16 protein-coding genes and 2 rRNA genes are annotated in these 21,602 nt (G+C 54.9%); all 18 read left to right on the top strand.

The features are described 5' to 3' along the window. Positions 1-277 precede the first annotated feature (277 nt). The gene (gene nadA, locus DYE26_RS22750; protein ID WP_036618086.1) at positions 278-1,216 is read left to right on the top strand and encodes a quinolinate synthase NadA; all 939 of its coding nucleotides are present in this window, start codon (positions 278-280) and stop codon (positions 1,214-1,216) included. A gap of 36 nt (positions 1,217-1,252) precedes the next feature. Further along, positions 1,253-2,869, top strand: a complete 1,617-nt coding sequence (gene nadB / locus DYE26_RS22745; protein WP_036618085.1) for an L-aspartate oxidase — start codon at positions 1,253-1,255, stop codon at positions 2,867-2,869. Next, positions 2,859-3,725 carry a carboxylating nicotinate-nucleotide diphosphorylase gene (nadC, locus tag DYE26_RS22740; RefSeq protein ID WP_036618084.1) on the top strand — a complete coding sequence of 289 codons (867 nt, stop codon included), beginning with the start codon at positions 2,859-2,861 and terminating at the stop codon, positions 3,723-3,725. Before nadB ends, nadC begins: the two co-directional genes overlap by 11 nt. 4 nt (positions 3,726-3,729) lie before the next feature. Then, on the top strand, positions 3,730-4,494 hold the full coding sequence (locus tag DYE26_RS22735) for a type III pantothenate kinase (protein ID WP_036618083.1): 765 nt from the start codon (positions 3,730-3,732) through the stop codon (positions 4,492-4,494). A gap of 42 nt (positions 4,495-4,536) precedes the next feature. Beyond that, positions 4,537-5,427: an Hsp33 family molecular chaperone HslO gene (gene hslO, locus DYE26_RS22730; protein ID WP_036618082.1), complete on the top strand. Its 891-nt coding sequence runs from the start codon at positions 4,537-4,539 to the stop codon at positions 5,425-5,427. Between the two features lie 297 nt (positions 5,428-5,724). Further along, the gene (cysK, locus tag DYE26_RS22725; RefSeq protein ID WP_036618080.1) at positions 5,725-6,663 is read left to right on the top strand and encodes a cysteine synthase A; all 939 of its coding nucleotides are present in this window, start codon (positions 5,725-5,727) and stop codon (positions 6,661-6,663) included. Between the two features lie 469 nt (positions 6,664-7,132). After that, positions 7,133-9,091: an anthranilate synthase component I family protein gene (locus tag DYE26_RS34330; RefSeq protein WP_036618077.1), complete on the top strand. Its 1,959-nt coding sequence runs from the start codon at positions 7,133-7,135 to the stop codon at positions 9,089-9,091. Positions 9,092-9,099: 8 nt separating this feature from the next. Continuing rightward, positions 9,100-9,681, top strand: a complete 582-nt coding sequence (pabA, locus tag DYE26_RS22710) for an aminodeoxychorismate/anthranilate synthase component II (protein WP_036618075.1) — start codon at positions 9,100-9,102, stop codon at positions 9,679-9,681. After that, on the top strand, positions 9,678-10,607 hold the full coding sequence (locus tag DYE26_RS22705; RefSeq protein WP_036618073.1) for an aminotransferase class IV: 930 nt from the start codon (positions 9,678-9,680) through the stop codon (positions 10,605-10,607). Before pabA ends, DYE26_RS22705 begins: the two co-directional genes overlap by 4 nt. Beyond that, complete coding sequence (folP, locus tag DYE26_RS22700; protein WP_036618071.1) at positions 10,604-11,440, top strand: dihydropteroate synthase; 837 nt, start codon at positions 10,604-10,606, stop codon at positions 11,438-11,440. Before DYE26_RS22705 ends, folP begins: the two co-directional genes overlap by 4 nt. Before the next feature lie 61 nt (positions 11,441-11,501). After that, positions 11,502-11,864 (top strand): dihydroneopterin aldolase, encoded by a 363-nt coding sequence (folB, locus tag DYE26_RS22695; protein ID WP_036618069.1) that lies wholly within the window; start codon positions 11,502-11,504, stop codon positions 11,862-11,864. A 10-nt stretch (positions 11,865-11,874) separates the two neighbouring features. Next, positions 11,875-12,423 (top strand): 2-amino-4-hydroxy-6-hydroxymethyldihydropteridine diphosphokinase, encoded by a 549-nt coding sequence (gene folK, locus DYE26_RS22690; RefSeq protein WP_036618067.1) that lies wholly within the window; start codon positions 11,875-11,877, stop codon positions 12,421-12,423. Then, positions 12,375-12,581 carry a helix-turn-helix domain-containing protein gene (locus DYE26_RS22685; protein ID WP_082207598.1) on the top strand — a complete coding sequence of 69 codons (207 nt, stop codon included), beginning with the start codon at positions 12,375-12,377 and terminating at the stop codon, positions 12,579-12,581. Before folK ends, DYE26_RS22685 begins: the two co-directional genes overlap by 49 nt. 300 nt (positions 12,582-12,881) lie before the next feature. Then, entirely contained in the window at positions 12,882-13,883 is a 1,002-nt protein-coding gene (gene dusB, locus DYE26_RS22680) for a tRNA dihydrouridine synthase DusB (protein WP_036618063.1), read from the top strand. Positions 13,884-14,185: 302 nt separating this feature from the next. After that, on the top strand, positions 14,186-14,662 hold the full coding sequence (greA, locus tag DYE26_RS22675; RefSeq protein ID WP_036618060.1) for a transcription elongation factor GreA: 477 nt from the start codon (positions 14,186-14,188) through the stop codon (positions 14,660-14,662). 105 nt (positions 14,663-14,767) lie between these two features. Then, entirely contained in the window at positions 14,768-16,276 is a 1,509-nt protein-coding gene (gene lysS, locus DYE26_RS22670; protein ID WP_036618058.1) for a lysine--tRNA ligase, read from the top strand. 394 nt (positions 16,277-16,670) lie between these two features. Then, positions 16,671-18,224, top strand: a 16S ribosomal RNA gene (locus DYE26_RS22665). A gap of 307 nt (positions 18,225-18,531) precedes the next feature. Continuing rightward, positions 18,532-21,592 (top strand): 23S ribosomal RNA (locus DYE26_RS22660). Together the 16S and 23S rRNA genes form the textbook arrangement of a ribosomal RNA operon. The last annotated feature ends 10 nt before the right edge of the window (positions 21,593-21,602 follow it).

Genomic DNA, 21,602 nt, shown 5'->3' with positions numbered 1-21,602 from the left:
CGGGGGCTTTTTTTAAAAATTAAAATTTTAACGAATCTCCCCTTTAACGGGGAATTTGCCTTGTAAATCGCGGGGATTCGGCGTTATGCTCGGCGCTCTGCCTCATTGACAGCGCCTTTCACCTTGTGTAAATTAGTTGGTAAACACCGTGTGAAATTTGATACGTTCTTGCTGTTTCACGCAGGATTGAGCATAGTAAAACGTCGATAAACCGCGCTATAGTCCAGAGGAAGCGTTAATTACAGGTAATATGGTGCGCGTTGGGGGAGGAAATCGGGTGGAGGCTTTAGCGCTGGAGCGGAAAGCGGAAATGAACCGGGAGCTTAAGGAACGGCTGTTCCAGCTCAAGAAGGAACGAAACGCAATTATACTTGCTCATTATTATCAACGGGACGAAATCCAAGAGGTCGCCGATTTCCGCGGCGATTCCTTTTTGCTGGCCCAAAAGGCGGCTTCAACCGACGCGGAGACGATCGTGTTCTGCGGGGTGCATTTTATGGGCGAAAGCGCGAAGATTTTGGCGCCGGACAAAACGGTGCTGATCCCCGACGAGCGGGCGGGATGCCCGATGGCCGATATGGTGAACGTCGACGGTTTGCGAAAGCTGAAGGCGCAGCACCCGGACGCCAAGGTGGTGACGTACATCAATTCCTCGGCGGAAATCAAGGCGGAGACCGATATCTGCTGTACTTCGTCCAACGCGGTGAAGGTCATCAATTCGATCGATGCCGACGAAATCATCTGGGTGCCGGACAAAAACCTCGGCCACTACGTTCAGCAGCATACCGACAAGAAGCTGATCATCTGGGAAGGTTACTGCAACACGCACGATATGCTGACGGTGAAAGACGTGGTGGAGATGAAGGCCAAATACCCGAACGCTGAGTTTGTCGTCCACCCGGAATGCCGTCCGGAAGTGGTGGCGATGGGCGATTTCGTGGGAAGCACGACGGCGATTTTGGACTACTGCAAAAACTCGTCCGCCAAAGAATTCATCGTGGGCACCGAGGACGGAACCGGGTACCAGTTGCGCAAGGACAGCCCGGACAAAACGTTCCATTTTGCCACCAAGTTTCTCGTTTGTCCGAATATGAAAGTCAATAATCTGAAAAAACTGGTTAAATGTCTGGAAACGATGCAGCCGCAAATTTACGTACCGCCCGTCGTTGCCGACAAAGCGAGGCTTTCTTTAGAGCGCATGCTACAGGTCAAGTAGCATGCGCTACTCTCTTGTTCAAGACAGGTGACGATAGTGATACCACAATATTTGGTTGATTTTGAGCTGGCTAAGCTCCCGGTGGTCGATACGGAGGTGATCGTCATCGGTTCGGGCATCGCCGGACTGTTCACCGCCATCAAGGCAAGTGAAAAATCGCGCGTAATCCTGATTACCAAAAAAGCGCTGCTGGAGAGCAACACGAGATACGCGCAAGGCGGGATTGCGGCGGTTATTTCCGAAGACGATTCTCCTGCCTCCCACCGTGAGGATACGCTGCTGGCCGGTGCGGGGCTGTGCTCCCGGGAAGCGGTAAGCATTTTGGCGAACGAAGGGCCGGACGCCGTCAAAGAGCTGATGGCGCTTGGGACAGCGTTTGATGTCGAGAATGGCCAACTGGCGTTGACAAAAGAAGGGGCGCACAGCCACCGCCGGATTTTGCACGCGGGCGGGGACGCCACCGGTTACGAGGTTGTGCGGGCATTATCGGAGCAAACCGCGGTTCATCCGAACCTCGAAATATGGGATAATCATTACGTGATCGATTTGATTACCGAAAACAACGAATGTCTCGGCGCGCTGGTGCAGCGCCCGGGCGGCGAGAGGATTTTCCTGCGGGGGAACGCCACTATCCTGTGCTCGGGCGGGGCCGGACAGCTTTACCGGTATACGACCAACCCGGAGGTCGCTACGGGGGACGGCGTTGCTATGGCTTACCGCGCGGGAGCGGTCATTCGCGATATGGAATTCATTCAGTTTCACCCGACGGCTCTTTGTTACCCGGGAGCTCCCCGCTTTCTGATCTCCGAAGCGGTGCGGGGAGAAGGGGCGGTGCTGCGGAACATCAAAGGCGAGCGGTTCATGAGCAAATATCACGAGCTGCTGGAGCTGGCCCCGCGGGATATCGTGGCCCGGGCGATCGTCAGCGAAATGGAGGCGGCCGGCGCCAACATCGTCTATCTGGACATTACGCACGAAGATCCGGAAACGGTCAAACGCCGGTTCCCGACGATCTACGAAACCTGCATCGGCTACGGGCTTGACCTGACGGCCGACTGGATTCCGGTTGCGCCTGCTGCGCATTATATGATGGGAGGCGTCCGCACCGGCCATCACGGCGAAACGAGCGTATACCGGCTTTTTGCCTGCGGCGAAGTGTCGTCAACCGGGGTTCACGGCGCAAACCGCCTCGCCAGCAACTCGCTTTCCGAAGCGGTCGTGTTCGGCCGGCGGATTATCGGGCGGATTCGGGAGCTGCCGCCGCTGGACAAAACCGGAGAAGGCATTGCCTATGGGGTGCAGCGTCAGGCTGCCGACGCGCCTTCGATCGCGGAGCGCCGCCTGGAGCTGCAAAAAGTGATGGTCCGCCGCGCGGGACTGCGCCGGACGGCTGCAGGGTTGGCGCAAGGGCTCGCGCAGCTGCAGCGCCAAGAGACGATTTTTACCCAGGCGCTGGATACGCGCGAACAATGGGAATACGCCAATATGCTGACCTGCGCGCTCCTGGTGACGCGCTCGGCGCTGGCCCGCGAGGAAAGCCGGGGCGGCCATTACCGCGAGGATTTTCCGGAGCGCAGCGACGGCAAATGGCGCAAGCATCTTTTGTGGCAGCGGGAAAAAGGAATGTTGGAGGAAGCAAACGATGATGTTTAACGGATATAACGAAGGGTTGATCGATGCGATCCGCGGCTGGCTAAGGGAAGATGTCGGGTCGGGGGACGTGACGACCGCCGTGACGATTCCGCCCGGGCATGAATCCAAAGGGATCATCCATGCCAAACAGGCTGGCGTGATCGCCGGGCTGCCGGTGGCTCGGCTCGTGTTCGAGTTGGTTGATCCGGGCCTTAAATTTACGGCGCATGTCCAAGACGGGCAATTTGTGGCCAAAGGAACCATTTTGGCCGAAGTGGAGGGCGGCACGCACAGCGTTTTGACCGGGGAGCGGCTCGCTTTGAATTTGCTGCAGCGTTTGTCGGGCATCGCGACGCGGACGAAAACGTTCGTCGATGCGCTTGAGGGGCTGCCGGCCCGGCTGGTGGATACGCGGAAAACGACGCCGGGCCACCGGATGCTGGAAAAGTACGCCGTCCGCGTCGGCGGCGGATCGAACCACCGTTTCGGGCTGTACGACGCCGTTATGATCAAGGACAATCACATCAAGGGGGCGGGCGGCATCGCCCAGGCGGTCAGCCGTGCCCGCGCAGCTATTCCGCATACGATGACGATCGAGGTAGAAACGGAAAGTCTGGAGCAGGTGGAAGAAGCGCTGCGGGCCGGAGCGGATATCATCATGCTCGACAATATGCCGCCGGAGCTGATGAAGGAAGCGGTGATGCGGATTAAAGCGCAGGCGCCGCACGTGAAGACGGAAGCTTCGGGCAACGTGTCGCTGGAGACGATCCGCGGCATCGCCGAGAGCGGAGTAGATATCATTTCCGTCGGGCGGTTGACGTATTCTTTTGAGAGCCTGGACATCAGTCTGGACTTGAACGGGAAAAAGGAGGGGTAAGCGAATGTTCCTTGTCGTCGACGTGGGCAATACAAATATCGTACTCGGGATTTATAAGGAACGGGAGCTGCTCCATCATTTCCGGATCGGCACGAACCGGCAGGCGACGGTGGACGAGTACGGTGTGCTGATTTACAACCTGTTTCAAATGTCCCGTATCCAGGTGCAAGACATCGAAGGGGTGATCATTTCTTCGGTGGTGCCGCCTTTAATGCATGTGCTGGAGGCGCTTTGCGAGAAATATTTGCGGCGCAAACCGCTGGTCGTTGGGCCGGGGATCAAATCCGGCCTTAACCTGCGCTACGAAAATCCGCGCGAGGTCGGCGCGGACCGGATCGTCAATGCGGTGGCCGCGATTGAGCAATACGGCGGGCCGCTTGTCGTCGTCGATTTCGGCACGGCCACGACGTTCGACTGCATCGATGCCCAGGGCAACTACCTGGGCGGCGCGATCGTGCCGGGCATCGGCATTGCGACCGAGGCGCTTTACCAGCGGGCTTCCAAGCTGCCGCGCATCGAGCTGGAGAAGCCGAAAAAAGTGATCGGCCGCAACACGGTGAACGCGATGCAGGCGGGGATTATTTTTGGGTACGCCGGTCAGGTGGACGGCATCGTGGAGCGGATCGCGGGCGAAATGGGCGTCAAACCGAAGGTCGTTGCGACCGGCGGGCTGGCCGAATTGATCGCAAGCGAGACGCGCTCGATTGAAGAGGTGAATCCGAGGCTGACCCTGGAGGGGCTGCGGATTATTTACGAGCGAAATCAATAACCCCGTGGTGGGTATACTTAGTCGAAAGGGGGCTTTCGTTAAATGGATCAAAATGAGAAGCAGGACCGGCTAATCCGCGGCATCGCCCTGGACGGCAAAGTCCGTGCGTTTGCCGTGCGGACGACGCGGCTCGTGGAGGAGCTTCGCCGCCGGCACGATACGTATCCGACCGCGACGGCAGCCTTCGGACGAACGCTGACGGCGGGGGCGATGATGGGCGCCATGCTGAAAGGCGAGGAGAAGCTGACCATTCAGGTCAAGGGCGACGGGCCGATCGGACCGATCGTGGTCGATGCCAACGCCAAGGGGGAAGTTCGCGGCTACGTGAAAAACCCGCACGTGCATTTGCCCAGCAACAGCCAGGGCAAGCTTGATGTACGGGGCGTAGTCGGCACGACCGGCTTTATCAACGTAACGAAGGACTTGGGGCTCAAAGAGCCGTATAGAGGGAGCGTTCCGCTGATTTCCGGCGAGCTCGGCGAGGATTTTACATATTATTTTGCCGTATCGGAGCAAACTCCTTCCGCCGTCGGTCTGGGCGTTCTGGTCGACGTCGACAATTCCGTCATTGTGGCGGGAGGTTTTATCATTCAGCTGCTGCCGGGTTTAACCGACCGGGAAATCGATGCGATCGAGCAGGCCGTGGGCCAGCTTCCGCCGGTGACGAAGCTGCTGGATGAAGGGCTGGAGCTGGAGGAGCTGCTGCGCCGGCTCGTGCCCGATTTCAAGGTGCTGGAGGAGATGGATATTGTGTTCTCTTGCAGCTGTTCCCGGGAAAGAGTGGAGAGTACGCTGATCAGCTTGGGAAAAGACGAATTGGCGGGGCTGCGGGACGAGGGGAAGGATGCCGAGGTGGTGTGCGATTTTTGCAACGAGGTGTATCATTTCACCCCGCAGGATCTTGATCATCTAATCGCCCAAACGGAGAAATAACGGTATATCCTCTAATCATACGATGGAATACTTTGCGGACCTGGGCCAAAATGCCCGGGAAAGCAAAGTATTTTTTGTGACTTTCTTGACAACACCGGTCGGGATTGTTAAGATAATAGTAATAAAACCAACTTATTTACTCGGAAATAAATGAAAGCGGATGGATCGGCATATCCTATAGTTTCGGATTGGCTTTCATTCGGCACAGTATGACATTGGGCAATATCATGACATTGGGTGGATCGCATCAGGGCATGATCAGGGTTATTTTTTTATCCAAAAGGGAGGATATTGAATATGGCAAAGATCGTAAACAATGTAACGGAACTGATTGGCGATACACCGCTGGTCCGGTTGAACCGGGTCGTTCCGGAAGACAGCGCGGAGATCTATGTGAAGCTGGAATACCAAAACCCGGGCTCCAGCGTTAAGGACCGGATCGCGCTTAGCATTGTGGAGGAAGCGGAAAAGGCAGGAAAGCTGAAGCCGGGCGGTACGATTATTGAAGCGACGAGCGGCAACACCGGGATCGGACTGGCGATGGTGGCCGCCGCTAAAGGATATAAGGCCGTTATCGTAATGCCGGAAACGATGAGCCTTGAACGCCGCAATCTGCTGCGCGCTTATGGCGCCGAGCTGGTGCTCACGCCGGGGGCCGAAGGGATGAACGGGGCGGTGAAGAAAGCCGAGGAGCTGCTGGCGGCCAATCCGGATTATTTCCTGGCGGATCAATTCAGAAATCAGGCGAATGTGAAAATCCACCGCGAAACGACCGGTCCGGAAATCGTCGAAGCGATCGAATCGCTGGACGGCCGTCTGGACGCGTTCGTAGCCGGGATCGGCACGGGCGGGACGATCAGCGGCGCCGGTGAAGTGCTGAAGAAACGTTTCCCCGATGTAAAAATTTACGCGGTGGAACCGGCGGCATCCCCGATTTTGTCGGGCGGCAAACCGGGCCCTCACAAAATTCAAGGGCTGGGCGCCAACTTCGTTCCGGAAATTTTGAACCGGGAAATTTATGATGAAATCATTCATGTCGAAAATGAGGAAGCGTTCGAGCAAGCGCGCATCGTGGCGAAGGAGGAAGGCATCCTGTCCGGTATTTCTTCCGGCGCAGCGGTATTCGCCGCGCTGAAAGTGGCCAAACAGCTGGGCAAAGGCAAACGCGTCGTCGCCATCGTTCCAAGCAACGGCGAACGTTATCTCAGCACGCCGCTTTACAACTTTGAAGCGTAAAGCTCCGTCTGGAGCGCATAAGGCCCCGCCGCCGTCCTTGAAGGGATGGGGCGGGGTGTTTTTTTGCCAAAAGAAACTCATCCTAAAAATCGGCGGTTGAAGGCCGGCACCACTGGATCAACTATCCGTCGTCTCAACCCACGCTACCGGTAGCCGTCCTTCAAAAATAGCGGAACTTTAAGGTCTTATTATCCGGATATGAGGCTGTTTATCCCCATTAGCGGAACTTTTTGTACTTATTTTCCCGTGAATGATGGAGATCGGGGATGTTTTCCTGCGATTCGAGAAAATAGCGACATAAATTTCCTTTATTTCTTGTTCAATGGGGGATCTTGCCGGAATAACGACCTTTTTTGTTCTTATGTTTTTCGCTGGAATTAATTTTTTACAAATATATTTAAAATTGCAACGGTTCTTTAGTATACTAGCTACCAATAAACGCAATTTGTTCTGGAGGAATTGGCGGCTGATGATAGAGACGATAACGACATGGGAGCAGTGGCGGGCTTGGGCCGCGGAAGGGACGTGGACGCTGCTGCCGTACGCCGGGAAGGTCAAAGCGGGTGCGGCGCTGTTGCCGGAGGATTGGGCGGAGGCCTGGAAGCGGGCGCATCCGTATTCGTTTGTGCTGGAGAGCGGCAAGGGAGGGCGGTACACGTTTCTCGGACTGGAGCCGGTTTCGGTGATTCGCGGCAAAGGAGAGGAGGCGGTGGTTCTTGATATGGCTTCCGGATCTACAGCATCCGGGCCTACGGCATCAGGATCTGCGGAATCCGGGTTTACGGCATCTGGATCTATAGCATCCGGATATACCTTATCCGGGTCTATGGCTTCGGGAACGGCTGAGTTGAAGCTTCAGGGCAAGCCGCTGGAGCTGCTGCAGGCCTGGATGGCCCCATACCGGTCGCCGGCGCTGCCCGGGCTGCCCAAGTTCTGCGGCGGGGCCGTCGGTTTTCTGGCCTACGATGTTGTCCGTTCATTGGAGCGGCTGCCACAGCTGGCTAAGGATGATTTGGGCCTGGATGATTATGTCTGGATGCGTGTGGAGGAGCTTTGGGTCATCGATCAGGAGTTAGGGGACATATACTGTGTCGTTCATCGTGCGTGTCCGGGAATTGGAAATCTGCCGAGAGAACGGGGGGTGGCGGTAACAGACGGCGAGGCCGGGAGAGCCGGAGATCCTGTAGAACTGGCGGTTCTGTATGAGGAGGCGAAGCGGCAAGCGGTGCAAATGGAGCGGCGTTGGGCGGAGATTGTCCGGCTTGGCGCAGAGGCTGCGGACACGGAGCGGAGGAGCGGTCAGCCGGGCGGCAAACCTGCAGGGGGACAAAGCAATAGTGGACACTCCATAAGCGAAGGACGCGGCAGTGCAACCACCGGCAGCGAAACCACCGGCAGCATAACCACCGGCAGTATAACCCAAGGCAGTGTAACTTCCGTAATCACGCAATCCGGTAAAGCCTGGTTAAGCTGCGTACAACCCGGGAGTGCTCCGTACGGGGGCGCCCAACCGGACAGCAGCATCCGGCCCGTTACCGTGCCGGCCGGTCCGGACCCGCTCGAGGCCGATTTGGGGGCTGCCGGCGCGTCGATGACGCAGGAGTCCTTCGAGGCCGCCGTGATGCGAGTGCAGGATTACATCACGGCGGGCGACGTGTTTCAGGTGAATTTGTCCCTTCGGCACGCGTTCCCCATGCAGGGGACACCAGAGCAGGTGTATGAGCAGCTGCGGCGGTTAAACCCTTCTCCGTACATGGGGTTGCTCCGGTTCCCGGATTTTCAGCTCGTTTCCGCTTCCCCGGAGCTGCTGGTCAAGGTCGAGCAGGGGAAGGCGAGCACCAGGCCGATTGCCGGAACGAGGCGGCGCGGGCGAACGCCGGAAGAGGACCGGAAAATGGAGGAAGAACTGCTCACGAATGAAAAAGAACAGGCCGAGCATATCATGCTCGTCGATCTGCTGCGCAACGATTTGGGGCGCGTCGCCGATTACGGTTCGGTCCGGGCCAGTGAGCTGTTCGCCATCGAACGCTATTCGCATGTGATGCACCTAGTATCCGAGGTAGAGGCGCGGCTTGCGCCCGGCAAGACGGTTTATGACGTGATTGCGGCCGTCTTTCCCGGGGGGACGATCACCGGAGCTCCCAAGGTGCGGACGATGGAGATCATCGAGGAGCTCGAGCCGGTCACCCGCGGTCCTTACACCGGAGCCATGGGATGGATTGACTATAACGGAAATATGGAATTAAATATTATTATACGTACGCTTGTCGTGAAGGACGGCGTAGGTTATATTCAGGCAGGAGCCGGCATCGTGATCGATTCGGTTCCGTATCGCGAGTTTAGGGAATGCCATAATAAAGCCAAAGCGGTCGCTTTGGCGGTTCGCAGAAGCGAGAACCGTCCGGGCAAAGCTGGGGACAGGAGATGAGATGAGACATGATATTGGTTATCGACAACTATGATTCTTTTACGTATAACCTAGTACAGTATTTAGGCGAGCTTGGCGAGGAAGTGACTGTCCGCCGCAACGACGAAATCGATCTTGCGGGTATCGAAGCTTTGCAGCCGGATCATATATTGATTTCACCGGGGCCCTGCACGCCCAATGAAGCCGGAATTACGCTCGATTTGATCGAACGCTTCAAAGGCGTGATCCCGATTTTCGGCGTTTGCCTGGGCCATCAGGCGATCGGCCAGGCTTTCGGCGGGAAGGTGATCCGCGCCGAGCGGCTGATGCATGGGAAGACTTCCCCGATTTATCACCGCGGGGAGTCGGTGTTTGCCGGGCTGCCGTCGCCGTTTACCGCAACCCGTTACCATTCGCTGATCGTCGAACGCGAGAGTCTCCCGGATTGCCTGGAGATTACGGCCGAGACGGAGGAAGGCGAAATCATGGGGCTGCGCCACAAGGAATATGCCGTTGAAGGGGTTCAATTCCACCCGGAATCGATCATTACCGAGCACGGCCATCAGATGCTCCGCAATTTCCTGAGCCGGAAGGCGGAAGCAAAAGCATGAACTACATCGGGGTAAACGGAGTTCCTACCCCAGCCGCCGAAGCCGTGATATCCGTGATGGATCACGGCTTCATGTACGGTATCGGCCTGTTCGAGACGTTCCGGACATACGGCGGCCGGCTTTTTTTGCTGGAGCGGCATTTGGAGCGGCTGCGGGCGGGCTGCGAGGCGCTGGGAATCCGCTTTGACAGCGCCTTCGGAACAGCGGGCCCAGGCCGCTTTCGCGAGCAAATCGCCGAGCTGCTGGAACTGAACGGATTGGCCGAAGGGTACATCCGGGTTACGGTTACGGCCGGGGAAGGGCCGCTGGGGCTGCCTGCCGGCGACTACGGGGAGCCGGCGACAATTATCTATGTCAAGCCGCTTCCCGAACCGCCGGCAATGCTGTACACCGTCGGCAAGCCGCTCTGGCGGCTCGGGACGCGGCGGAACACGCCGGAAGGCGAGGTCCGCTTTAAATCGCTGCATTATATGAACAACGTATTGGCCAGACGCGAGCTTACACGCCTGGAACGGGAGGCGGGAGCTTCTGCTTTTGCGCCGCATAACGACACCCCGGGAGAAGGGCTGCTTTTGACGGCGGAAGGCTGGCTGGCGGAGGGGATCGTCAGCAATTTATTTTTTGTGCAAAATGGGAAATTATATACACCGGATATCGGTACGGGCATTCTGCCGGGAATTACCCGCGCCGTGGTGCTGGAGTTGGCAGCGGAAGGCGGACTTGAACGGGAAGAGGGATTTTACGCGTGGGACAGGCTGCTTGCGGCGGACGAGGTTTTTGTGACCAACTCCATTCAGGAAATCGTCCCCGTGACGGAGCTCGTTAGCCCTGAAATACCCGCGGTGAAGGTCGGGAACGGACGAATCGGGCCGGTCACGCAAAGCCTGCTGGACAAGTATCGACAGAAAGCGAGGGATTTTACATGAAGCCTGCGTTGCATCATCGGAGCTACCGGCTTGGAAGCGCGGAGCTTATATTGGGCGAACGGACGCTGGTGATGGGCATCTTGAACGTGACGCCGGATTCTTTTTCCGATGGAGGCCGTTACAATCGCGTGGACCTGGCTCTGGAGCATGCCCGCCAAATGGTGGAGGACGGGGCGGATTTGATCGACATCGGCGGGGAATCGACCCGTCCGGGGCACGAACCGGTGGATGAGCGGGAAGAGCTTAAACGGGTCATTCCTGTCGTTGAAGCACTGCGCCGCGAACTGCCGCGGGTGCCGCTCTCCATAGACACGTATAAAGCGCGGGTGGCCCGGGAAGCGCTGCAGGCAGGGGCCCATATTATCAACGATGTCTGGGGCTTTAAAGCGGACCAGCAAATGGCCCAGGTGGCGGCGGAATTCGCTTGCCCCGTTATTTTGATGCACAACCGCCACGAGCGGAATTACCGCGATTTGCTGCAGGATGTGGCTGCGGATTTGCGGGAATGCGTGGAGCTTGCCCGTAATGCGGGGATCAGCGATGACAAGATCATTCTCGATCCGGGAATCGGGTTTGCCAAGGATTATACGGAAAATTTGCGCGTGATGCAGGCCCTGGATGAACTGGTCCGCTTGGGGTATCCGCTGCTGCTCGGCACCTCCCGCAAAAGATTTATCCGCACGGCCCTGGATTTGCCGGTGGACCAAGTGGTTCTCGGAACCGCGGCCACCGTGGCGCTGGGCATCGCGCAGGGCTGCCAGATCGTCCGCGTTCACGACGTCAAGGAGATCAAACGGACCGTGCAAATGTGCGACGCGATTGTTTATGCTTGAACCTAACCTTAAACATACCACATACAAGGTGGCTTATTTTCCAGTAAAGGGAGTATAATGAATGGATAAAATGGTGCTGCGGGGCATGGAATACTACGGATATCACGGGGTGTTCGCGGAAGAACGGAAGTTGGGCCAGCGTTTTTACGTCGATCTCGAGCTGGAGCTGGATTTGCGGGAGGCGGGAGCCGGCGACGATCTGTCGAAAACGGTAAATTATGCCGAGGTCCATGAGCTCGTCCAAGGAATTGTCCAGCAAAAAAGCTTCAAATTAATCGAGGCGTTAGCCGAGCATATTGCATCCTCCGTTTTGGACACTTATACTATGGTAGATGCCTTAACGGTAAAGGTAACGAAACCGCATCCTCCGTTTGATATTCATTTTGAAGGCGTGACGGTGGAGTTGTACCGTTCCAGAAAGTGAGAAGCCGTTTATGAACACAACATCTCCCTCTGACGTTTCAGAGGCTTATATTGCTTTGGGGGCTAATCTGGGCGACCGCGAAGCGACTTTGACGCAGGCGATTGCGGAGCTTCAGAAGCATCCCGCGATTGAGGTGCTGCGCTGCTCGAACCTGTACGAGACCGATCCGGTCGGATATTTGGATCAGCCTTGTTTTTTGAACATGGCGCTGGCGCTGAAAACGACGCTGGACCCGGAACAGCTGCTCTCGGAAATGCTGGACATCGAGCTTCGGCTCGGACGGGAGCGCAAAGTCCGGTTTGGTCCACGCACGGTGGATCTTGATTTACTGTGGGTCGAAGGCAGGGAAATGAATACGCCGCTGCTTACTTTGCCGCATCCGCGGATGATGGAAAGGGCGTTTGTGCTGATTCCCCTTGCCGATATCGTCCCAAAAGGGGAATCCTCCGGGCTTTATGAGCGCATGCAGGCGGCCTTGGACACCATAGATGGAAAGGAAGGCGTCCGATTTTGGAAAACCTACACCTGGCACAGCGCATCCGCGCTTTCCGAAAACTGAAAGGCTTGACGCAACAGCAGCTTGCCGAGAAAACCGGCGTATCTCTCGCGGTCCTTGGGGCTGTCGAACGGGGCAACCGCCGGCCGGATGAGCAAATTTTACAAAAAATTGCCGATGCCCTGAACGTTGAGTTGGCTGAGCTGACGGCGGAAGGATAGATTGAAGGGGGTGTTTAAAAAGTCCGCTTTTGATCACGAAGTAAATTCAAGAAGTAATTCGGCATCGAATCTTGAATTCAGCCGGGCCAATCATATGCTTACGAAGTATGTTTCCTACGGAAACATTTCAGGTGCGCACGTGCCCAAAACGTACGCTCTGCTCCTCGGTCCCGGCTTCATCCGACCTAAAGCGTTTTGAAAAAACGCACATCGGAAGCATAAGCTTCGGTGCTGAAAACCGGACTTTTTGAACACGCATTTGAAGTGAACCAGCATTATTATGAATAGGAGGGAACCATCTTGCTGAAGATCGGCGATATTGAAATGAAAAACCAAGTCGTGCTCGCCCCAATGGCGGGTGTGTGCAATCCGGCTTTCCGGCTGATTGCCAAGGAATTTGGAACAGGGCTTGTCTGTGCAGAGATGGTTAGCGATAAGGCGATCATTCACGGCAACAAGCGCACACAGGAAATGCTGTTTGTCGATGAGCGCGAAAAGCCGCTGAGCCTGCAAATTTTTGGCGGCGACCGCGAGTCCCTCGTGGAGGCGGCCAAGGTCGTCGACCAGGATACTGATGCCGATATCATCGATATCAACATGGGCTGTCCGGTGCCAAAAGTGACGAAATGCGATGCGGGTGCGCGCTGGCTGCTGGACCCGAATAAAATTTTTGAGATGGTGTCCGCGGTGGTGGCGGCCGTCAGCAAGCCGGTTACGGTAAAAATGCGGATCGGCTGGGATAGCGACCATATATATGTGATTGACAATGCCAAAGCGGTGGAGGCGGCGGGCGGCAAAGCGGTCAGCGTGCACGGCCGGACTCGGGAGCAGCTGTATACCGGCAAGGCGGACTGGAGCTACATCCGGCAGGTCAAGGAAGCCGTGTCGATCCCTGTCATCGGGAACGGCGACGTGGTCACGCCGGAGGATGCCAAACGCATGCTGGACGAAACCGGCTGCGACGGGGTGATGATCGGACGCGGAGCGCTCGGCAATCCGTGGATGTTGTACCGTACGGTAGAATATCTCAAAACGGGCGTACTGCTTCCGGAGCCGGACGCTCATGAAAAAATCCGGATCGCCATCCTGCATATGGACCGTTTGGCCGCGCTGAAAGGCGAGCATGTGGCCGTTCGCGAAATGCGCAAGCATTTGGCCTGGTATTTGAAAGGGCTCAAAGGTTCGGCCCGCATCAAGGATCTCATCATGGAAGAAACCCGGCGTGATGAAATGGTCCGGATTCTTGAGAATTTTGTCGCCGAATTGTCCGAGGCCGCGTCCCGTGAAGAGGTTTCGGCTTAAACTTATGCTTTCCGGGGCTGAATTGGCGAACAAGTGAAGCGAACGTTTTTAAAACGTTTACATTTGTAAAACCTGGTGTCATTGACATTTGGGAATCGTTCACCTATAATTTCACAATATAAAATTCGCCTCAGGAGTTAACTGCCACAACGTGCAAAATGTGGTGGTCTGACCATTCCATAAGATCGCATAAGATATACTCGGATGATGCTTGCACGCACATGGATGTTGCCAGAACGGAAGAGGCAGGGCGCCTTACGCCAGGTGCAAAAATTATTTCCATGACAGGAGAATCGGTTGAGATGAGTGATAAAGAAGTAATTCTTACCCAAGATGGTCTTAAGAGACTGGAAGAAGAATTGGAAAACCTAAAGTCCGTAAAACGCCGCGAAGTGGCGGAGCGGATCAAGGTTGCGATCGGGTACGGGGATATCAGTGAGAACTCGGAGTACGAAGACGCCAAAAACGAGCAGGCCTTTATCGAAGGGCGTATTATTACCTTGGAGAAAATGCTGCGCAACGCTCGGATCATCAATAATGATGAAATTGACACGGATACGGTCAGCATCGGTTCGATCGTAACGGTAGAGGATCTGGAGTTCGGCGACACGATGGAATATACGATCGTCGGGACGGCGGAATCCGATCCGATGCAAAACAAAATTTCCAACGAAAGCCCTGTAGGCAAAGCGATTCTCGGGAAGAAAAAGGGCGCAATCGTCGACGTCAACGTCCCGGCGGGCGTGATTCAATACAAAATTGTGGATATCAAGAAATAAAGCCGGAATTAGCGACGAAAGAAGCTTCCCCCGCGGAAGCTTCTTTCACTGTTTCCTCTGGCCGTTACCAAATATAAGTTTCTTTTAAGGAGTGGAGCGATAGGCATGAGCGAGGAACTCAACAATCAGGAAACCGTAGAGGTTAGCGAACTGCTGCAGATTCGCCGCGATAAATTGGACGAGCTGCGCGGACTCGGAATCGATCCTTTTGGCAAAAAATACGAACGCACCGCGATGGCCGGAGACATTATCCAGGACTATGACGGGCTTTCCAAGGAAGAGCTGGAGGAAAAGAACGTAGAGGTGTCGGTCGCCGGCCGGATTATGGCAAAACGCGTTATGGGGAAAGCCAGCTTTGCGCATATTCAGGACCTGTCCGGCAAAATTCAGATTTATGTGCGTCAGGACAGCGTACCTGAAGACAAATATGCGGCGTTTAATATTCTCGACCTAGGCGATATCGTCGGGGTAACCGGGGAAGTATTTAAAACCAAAACCGGAGAGACAACGATTAAGGTAAAAAACTTGGAGGTACTGTCCAAATCGCTTTACCCGCTGCCGGATAAGTATCATGGCTTGAAGGACGTCGAGCTGCGTTACCGCCAGCGTTACGTCGATTTGATCGTAAACCCGGAAGTACAGCAAACCTTCATTAAACGTTCGCGGATCATTCAATCGATGCGGCGTTACCTGGATTCGCTCGGCTATCTGGAAGTGGAAACGCCAACCCTTCACAACATTGCCGGCGGAGCCGCAGCCCGGCCGTTTATTACGCATCATAACGCCCTGGATATGCAGCTGTACATGCGGATCGCCATCGAGCTTCATCTAAAGCGGCTTATTGTCGGCGGTTTGGAAAAGGTGTATGAAATCGGCCGCGTATACCGCAATGAAGGGGTTTCGACACGCCACAACCCTGAATTTACAATGATCGAATTGTATGAGGCTTATGCCGACTACAAGGATATTATGGCCCTGACCGAAAATATGATCGCGCATATCGCCCAGGAAGTGTTGGGAACGCAAGTGGTTCACTACCAGGGACATGAGGTCAATTTGGCTCCGCAGTGGCGCCGCGTTTCGATGGTCGATGCGGTTAAGGAGGTTACCGGCGTTGACTTCGGCGTGCAAATGAGCAATGAAGAGGCGCATCGTTTGGCCAAGGAGCATAAAGTTCCGGTCGAGCCGCATATGACGTTTGGTCATATTTTGAATGCGTTCTTTGAGCAATTTGTCGAGGAAACGTTGATCCAGCCTACGTTTGTTTACGGGCATCCGGTGGAAATCTCCCCGCTGGCCAAGAAAAACGAACAGGATCCGCGTTTTACCGACCGTTTTGAATTGTTTATCGTTGCGCGCGAGCATGCCAATGCGTTCACCGAGCTGAACGATCCGATCGACCAGCGTCAGCGCTTTGAGGCTCAATTGCTGGAACGGGAAAAAGGGAACGACGAAGCTCATGAAATGGACGAAGACTTTATTCGTGCATTGGAATACGGAATGCCGCCAACCGGCGGGCTTGGCATCGGGGTGGACCGCCTTGTTATGCTGCTTACCGATTCGGCTTCCATCCGTGACGTGCTGCTGTTCCCGCATATGCGTTCCGAGGTTTAACCGGTTTTTGATTTTAAGTAGATCAGAAGAAGCTTGGCTGGAGCCGAGCTTCTTTTTTTGGAGCGGCGGCGTATGGATATATTTGCATGTATAAAAAAGACCGGAAATAGGTTGCGCCGTTTCGAAAAAGGTGGTATATTATAAATCCGGTCGTTATTCGTAAGCATTATGACAGTCAGCTAAGAAATTGCAGAAAAAAATAATGCTTGCATTATAACGCCGGACGTGATAAGATATAAAAGTTGTCGCCGAGAGATCGGTTGAAGACGACAAAATGTTGATCTTTGAAAACTGAACAACGAGTGAGTATTAAATGAGAATTAAAATTCTCGTCAGTAACTGATTGAGCTAATCGCTCTTTCGAATAAACTTGGATGATTCGTTCATTCAACCTTTATTGGAGAGTTTGATCCTGGCTCAGGACGAACGCTGGCGGCGTGCCTAATACATGCAAGTCGAGCGGACCTGATGGAGTGCTTGCACTCCTGATGGTTAGCGGCGGACGGGTGAGTAACACGTAGGCAACCTGCCCGTAAGACCGGGATAACTACCGGAAACGGTAGCTAATACCGGATAATCAAGTCTTCCGCATGGGAGACTTGGGAAAGGCGGAGCAATCTGTCACTTACGGATGGGCCTGCGGCGCATTAGCTAGTTGGTGGGGTAACGGCTCACCAAGGCGACGATGCGTAGCCGACCTGAGAGGGTGAACGGCCACACTGGGACTGAGACACGGCCCAGACTCCTACGGGAGGCAGCAGTAGGGAATCTTCCGCAATGGACGAAAGTCTGACGGAGCAACGCCGCGTGAGTGATGAAGGTTTTCGGATCGTAAAGCTCTGTTGCCAGGGAAGAACGTCCTGTAGAGTAACTGCTACAGGAGTGACGGTACCTGAGAAGAAAGCCCCGGCTAACTACGTGCCAGCAGCCGCGGTAATACGTAGGGGGCAAGCGTTGTCCGGAATTATTGGGCGTAAAGCGCGCGCAGGCGGCTGTTTAAGTCTGGTGTATAATCCTGGGGCTCAACTCCGGGTCGCACTGGAAACTGGACGGCTTGAGTGCAGAAGAGGAGAGTGGAATTCCACGTGTAGCGGTGAAATGCGTAGAGATGTGGAGGAACACCAGTGGCGAAGGCGACTCTCTGGGCTGTAACTGACGCTGAGGCGCGAAAGCGTGGGGAGCAAACAGGATTAGATACCCTGGTAGTCCACGCCGTAAACGATGAGTGCTAGGTGTTAGGGGTTTCGATACCCTTGGTGCCGAAGTAAACACATTAAGCACTCCGCCTGGGGAGTACGGCCGCAAGGCTGAAACTCAAAGGAATTGACGGGGACCCGCACAAGCAGTGGAGTATGTGGTTTAATTCGAAGCAACGCGAAGAACCTTACCAGGTCTTGACATCCCTCTGACCGGTACAGAGATGTACCTTTCCTTCGGGACAGAGGAGACAGGTGGTGCATGGTTGTCGTCAGCTCGTGTCGTGAGATGTTGGGTTAAGTCCCGCAACGAGCGCAACCCTTGACTTTAGTTGCCAGCAAGTAAAGTTGGGCACTCTAGAGTGACTGCCGGTGACAAACCGGAGGAAGGTGGGGATGACGTCAAATCATCATGCCCCTTATGACCTGGGCTACACACGTACTACAATGGCCGGTACAACGGGAAGCGAAGTCGTGAGATGGAGCGAATCCTAGAAAAGCCGGTCTCAGTTCGGATTGCAGGCTGCAACTCGCCTGCATGAAGTCGGAATTGCTAGTAATCGCGGATCAGCATGCCGCGGTGAATACGTTCCCGGGTCTTGTACACACCGCCCGTCACACCACGAGAGTTTACAACACCCGAAGTCGGTGAGGTAACCGCAAGGGGCCAGCCGCCGAAGGTGGGGTAGATGATTGGGGTGAAGTCGTAACAAGGTAGCCGTATCGGAAGGTGCGGCTGGATCACCTCCTTTCTATGGAGTACCTCGTTCCTGTTACGGAACGGTACAAATACAAAATCAGGTCTTAGGCCTGTTACTCACTCGTTGGTCAGTTTTGAGAGTTCAACTCTCAAGCTTATCTTCCCAACACTTACCGGTTGAACGGTAAGGCAGGAAATGATAAGATATTCTTCCGCCGGTAAAACGGCGAAGAAACTTGATCCTTGAAAACTGGATAACGAAACGAAATTTGCGTTTTAGAACAATCCTTTTAGCTGAACTTGTGTCAACACAAGTGAAGATATTAGTGGTTTGATATTTTCCCTTCGGGAAAAATCATGGTTAAGCTACTAAGAGCACACGGAGGATGCCTAGGCGCTAGGAGCCGAAGAAGGACGTGGCGAACAACGAAACTGCCTCGGGGAGCTGTAAGCAAGCATCGATCCGGGGATGTCCGAATGGGGAAACCCGGCTAGGGTAATACCTAGTCACTCATCACTGAATCCATAGGTGGTGAAGAGGCATACCAGGGGAACTGAAACATCTAAGTACCCTGAGGAAGAGAAAACAATAGTGATTCCGTCAGTAGCGGCGAGCGAACGCGGATTAGCCTAAACCGAAGAGCTTGCTCTTCGGGGTTGTGGGACGTCTCACATGGAGTTACAAAGGCGGAGGTTAGACGAACAGGTCTGGAAAGGCCGGCCAGAGAAGGTAAAAGCCCTGTAATCGAAAGTCTCCGCCCTCCGAGACGGATCCCGAGTAGTGCGGGGCACGTGAAACCCCGTATGAATCCGCCAGGACCATCTGGTAAGGCTAAATACTCCCTAGCGACCGATAGTGAAGCAGTACCGTGAGGGAAAGGTGAAAAGCACCCCGGAAGGGGAGTGAAAGAGAACCTGAAACCGTGTGCTTACAAGAAGTCAGAGCCCATTTTAGGGGTGATGGCGTGCCTTTTGTAGAATGAACCGGCGAGTTACGTTTGCGAGCAAGGTTAAGCTGAGAAAGCGGAGCCGCAGCGAAAGCGAGTCTGAATAGGGCGAATTTAGTTTGCAGGCGTAGACCCGAAACCGTGTGATCTACCCCTGTCCAGGGTGAAGGTGCGGTAACACGCACTGGAGGCCCGAACCCACGTACGTTGAAAAGTGCGGGGATGAGGTGGGGGTAGCGGAGAAATTCCAATCGAACTCGGAGATAGCTGGTTCTCCCCGAAATAGCTTTAGGGCTAGCCTCGGTGTGACAGTCGTGGAGGTAGAGCACTGATTGGGTGCGGGGCCCGCAAGGGTTACCAAGCTCAGTCAAACTCCGAATGCCATAGACTGATTCACCGGGAGTCAGACAGTGAGTGCTAAGATCCATTGTCAAAAGGGAAACAGCCCAGACCATCAGCTAAGGTCCCCAAGTGTGTGTTAAGTGGGAAAGGATGTGGAGTTGCACAGACAACCAGGATGTTGGCTTAGAAGCAGCCACCATTTAAAGAGTGCGTAATAGCTCACTGGTCGAGTGACTCTGCGCCGAAAATGTAACGGGGCTAAACACACCACCGAAGCTATGGCTTGAATCGACTTCACTGCTTCTTTGAGGCGGTGATAACCAGGTACATTTTTGCCGAAAGCAACCGATGAATATTGTTCAAAGGTTTCGGCCAAATGCACCTCGGGGTTAAACACAGGACTTCGAAGCAGGAGTGAAGTCGATTCAGGGGTAGGGGAGCGTTGTATGAGGGTTGAAGGTGTACCGGAAGGAGCGCTGGACTTCATACAAGTGAGAATGCCGGTATGAGTAACGAAAAGATCAGTGAGAATCTGATCCGCCGAAAGCCTAAGGGTTCCTGAGGAAGGTTCGTCCGCTCAGGGTAAGTCGGGACCTAAGGCGAGGCCGAAAGGCGTAGTCGAAGGACAACAGGTTGAAATTCCTGTACCACCGTAATCCGCTATGAGCGATGGGGTGACGCAGGAGGGTAGTGACGCGGGGCGATGGAATGCCCCGTCCAAGCAGTGAGGCTGGTGTGTAGGCAAATCCGCACACCGTAAGGCTGGGCTGTGATGGGGAGGGAAAATTTACAGTACCGAAGGTCATGATCTCACACTGCCGAGAAAAGCCTCTAGCCAGGAGAAGGTGCCCGTACCGCAAACCGACACAGGTAGGCGAGAAGAGAATTCTAAGGCGCGCGGAAGAACTCTCGTTAAGGAACTCGGCAAAATGACCCCGTAACTTCGGGAGAAGGGGTGCCCCGGTAGGGTTTATAGCCCGAGGGGGCCGCAGTGAAAAGGCCCAAGCGACTGTTTAGCAAAAACACAGGTCTGTGCGAAGCCGCAAGGCGAAGTATACGGGCTGACGCCTGCCCGGTGCTGGAAGGTTAAGGGGAGCGGTTAGGGGTTAAACCCGAAGCTGTGAACCGAAGCCCCAGTAAACGGCGGCCGTAACTATAACGGTCCTAAGGTAGCGAAATTCCTTGTCAGGTAAATTCTGACCCGCACGAATGGCGTAACGACTTGGGCGCTGTCTCAACGAGAGATCCGGTGAAATTTTAATACCTGTGAAGATGCAGGTTACCCGCGACAAGACGGAAAGACCCCATGGAGCTTTACTGCAGCTTGATATTGGACTTTGATACGATTTGTACAGGATAGGTGGGAGCCTAAGAAGTGGGAGCGCAAGCTTCCATGGAGGCGACGTTGGGATACCACCCTGATCGTATCGGAGTTCTAACCCGGTACCGTGATCCGGTACGGGGACCGTGTCAGGCGGGCAGTTTGACTGGGGCGGTCGCCTCCTAAAGAGTAACGGAGGCGCCCCAAGGTTCCCTCAGAATGGTTGGAAATCATTCGCAGAGTGCAAAGGCAAAAGGGAGCTTGACTGCGAGACTGACAAGTCGAGCAGGGACGAAAGTCGGGCTTAGTGATCCGGTGGTACCGCATGGAAGGGCCATCGCTCAACGGATAAAAGCTACCCTGGGGATAACAGGCTTATCTCCCCCAAGAGTCCACATCGACGGGGAGGTTTGGCACCTCGATGTCGGCTCATCGCATCCTGGGGCTGAAGTAGGTCCCAAGGGTTGGGCTGTTCGCCCATTAAAGCGGTACGCGAGCTGGGTTCAGAACGTCGTGAGACAGTTCGGTCCCTATCTGTCGTGGGCGCAGGAAATTTGAGAGGAGCTGTCCTTAGTACGAGAGGACCGGGATGGACGCACCGCTGGTGTACCAGTTGTTCCGCCAGGAGCACAGCTGGGTAGCTAAGTGCGGACGGGATAAGCGCTGAAAGCATCTAAGCGTGAAGCCCCCCTCAAGATGAGATTTCCCAATTAGTAAGACCCCTTGAAGACGACGAGGTTGATAGGCCTGAGGTGGAAGTGCAGCAATGCATGGAGCTGACAGGTACTAATCGGTCGAGGGCTTATCCAAAACTCTACCC

The organism is Paenibacillus macerans (assembly GCF_900454495.1).
GTDB classification, from domain to species: Bacteria; Bacillota; Bacilli; order Paenibacillales; family Paenibacillaceae; genus Fontibacillus; species Fontibacillus macerans.
This window is presented reverse-complemented; position numbering and strand designations above follow the sequence as displayed.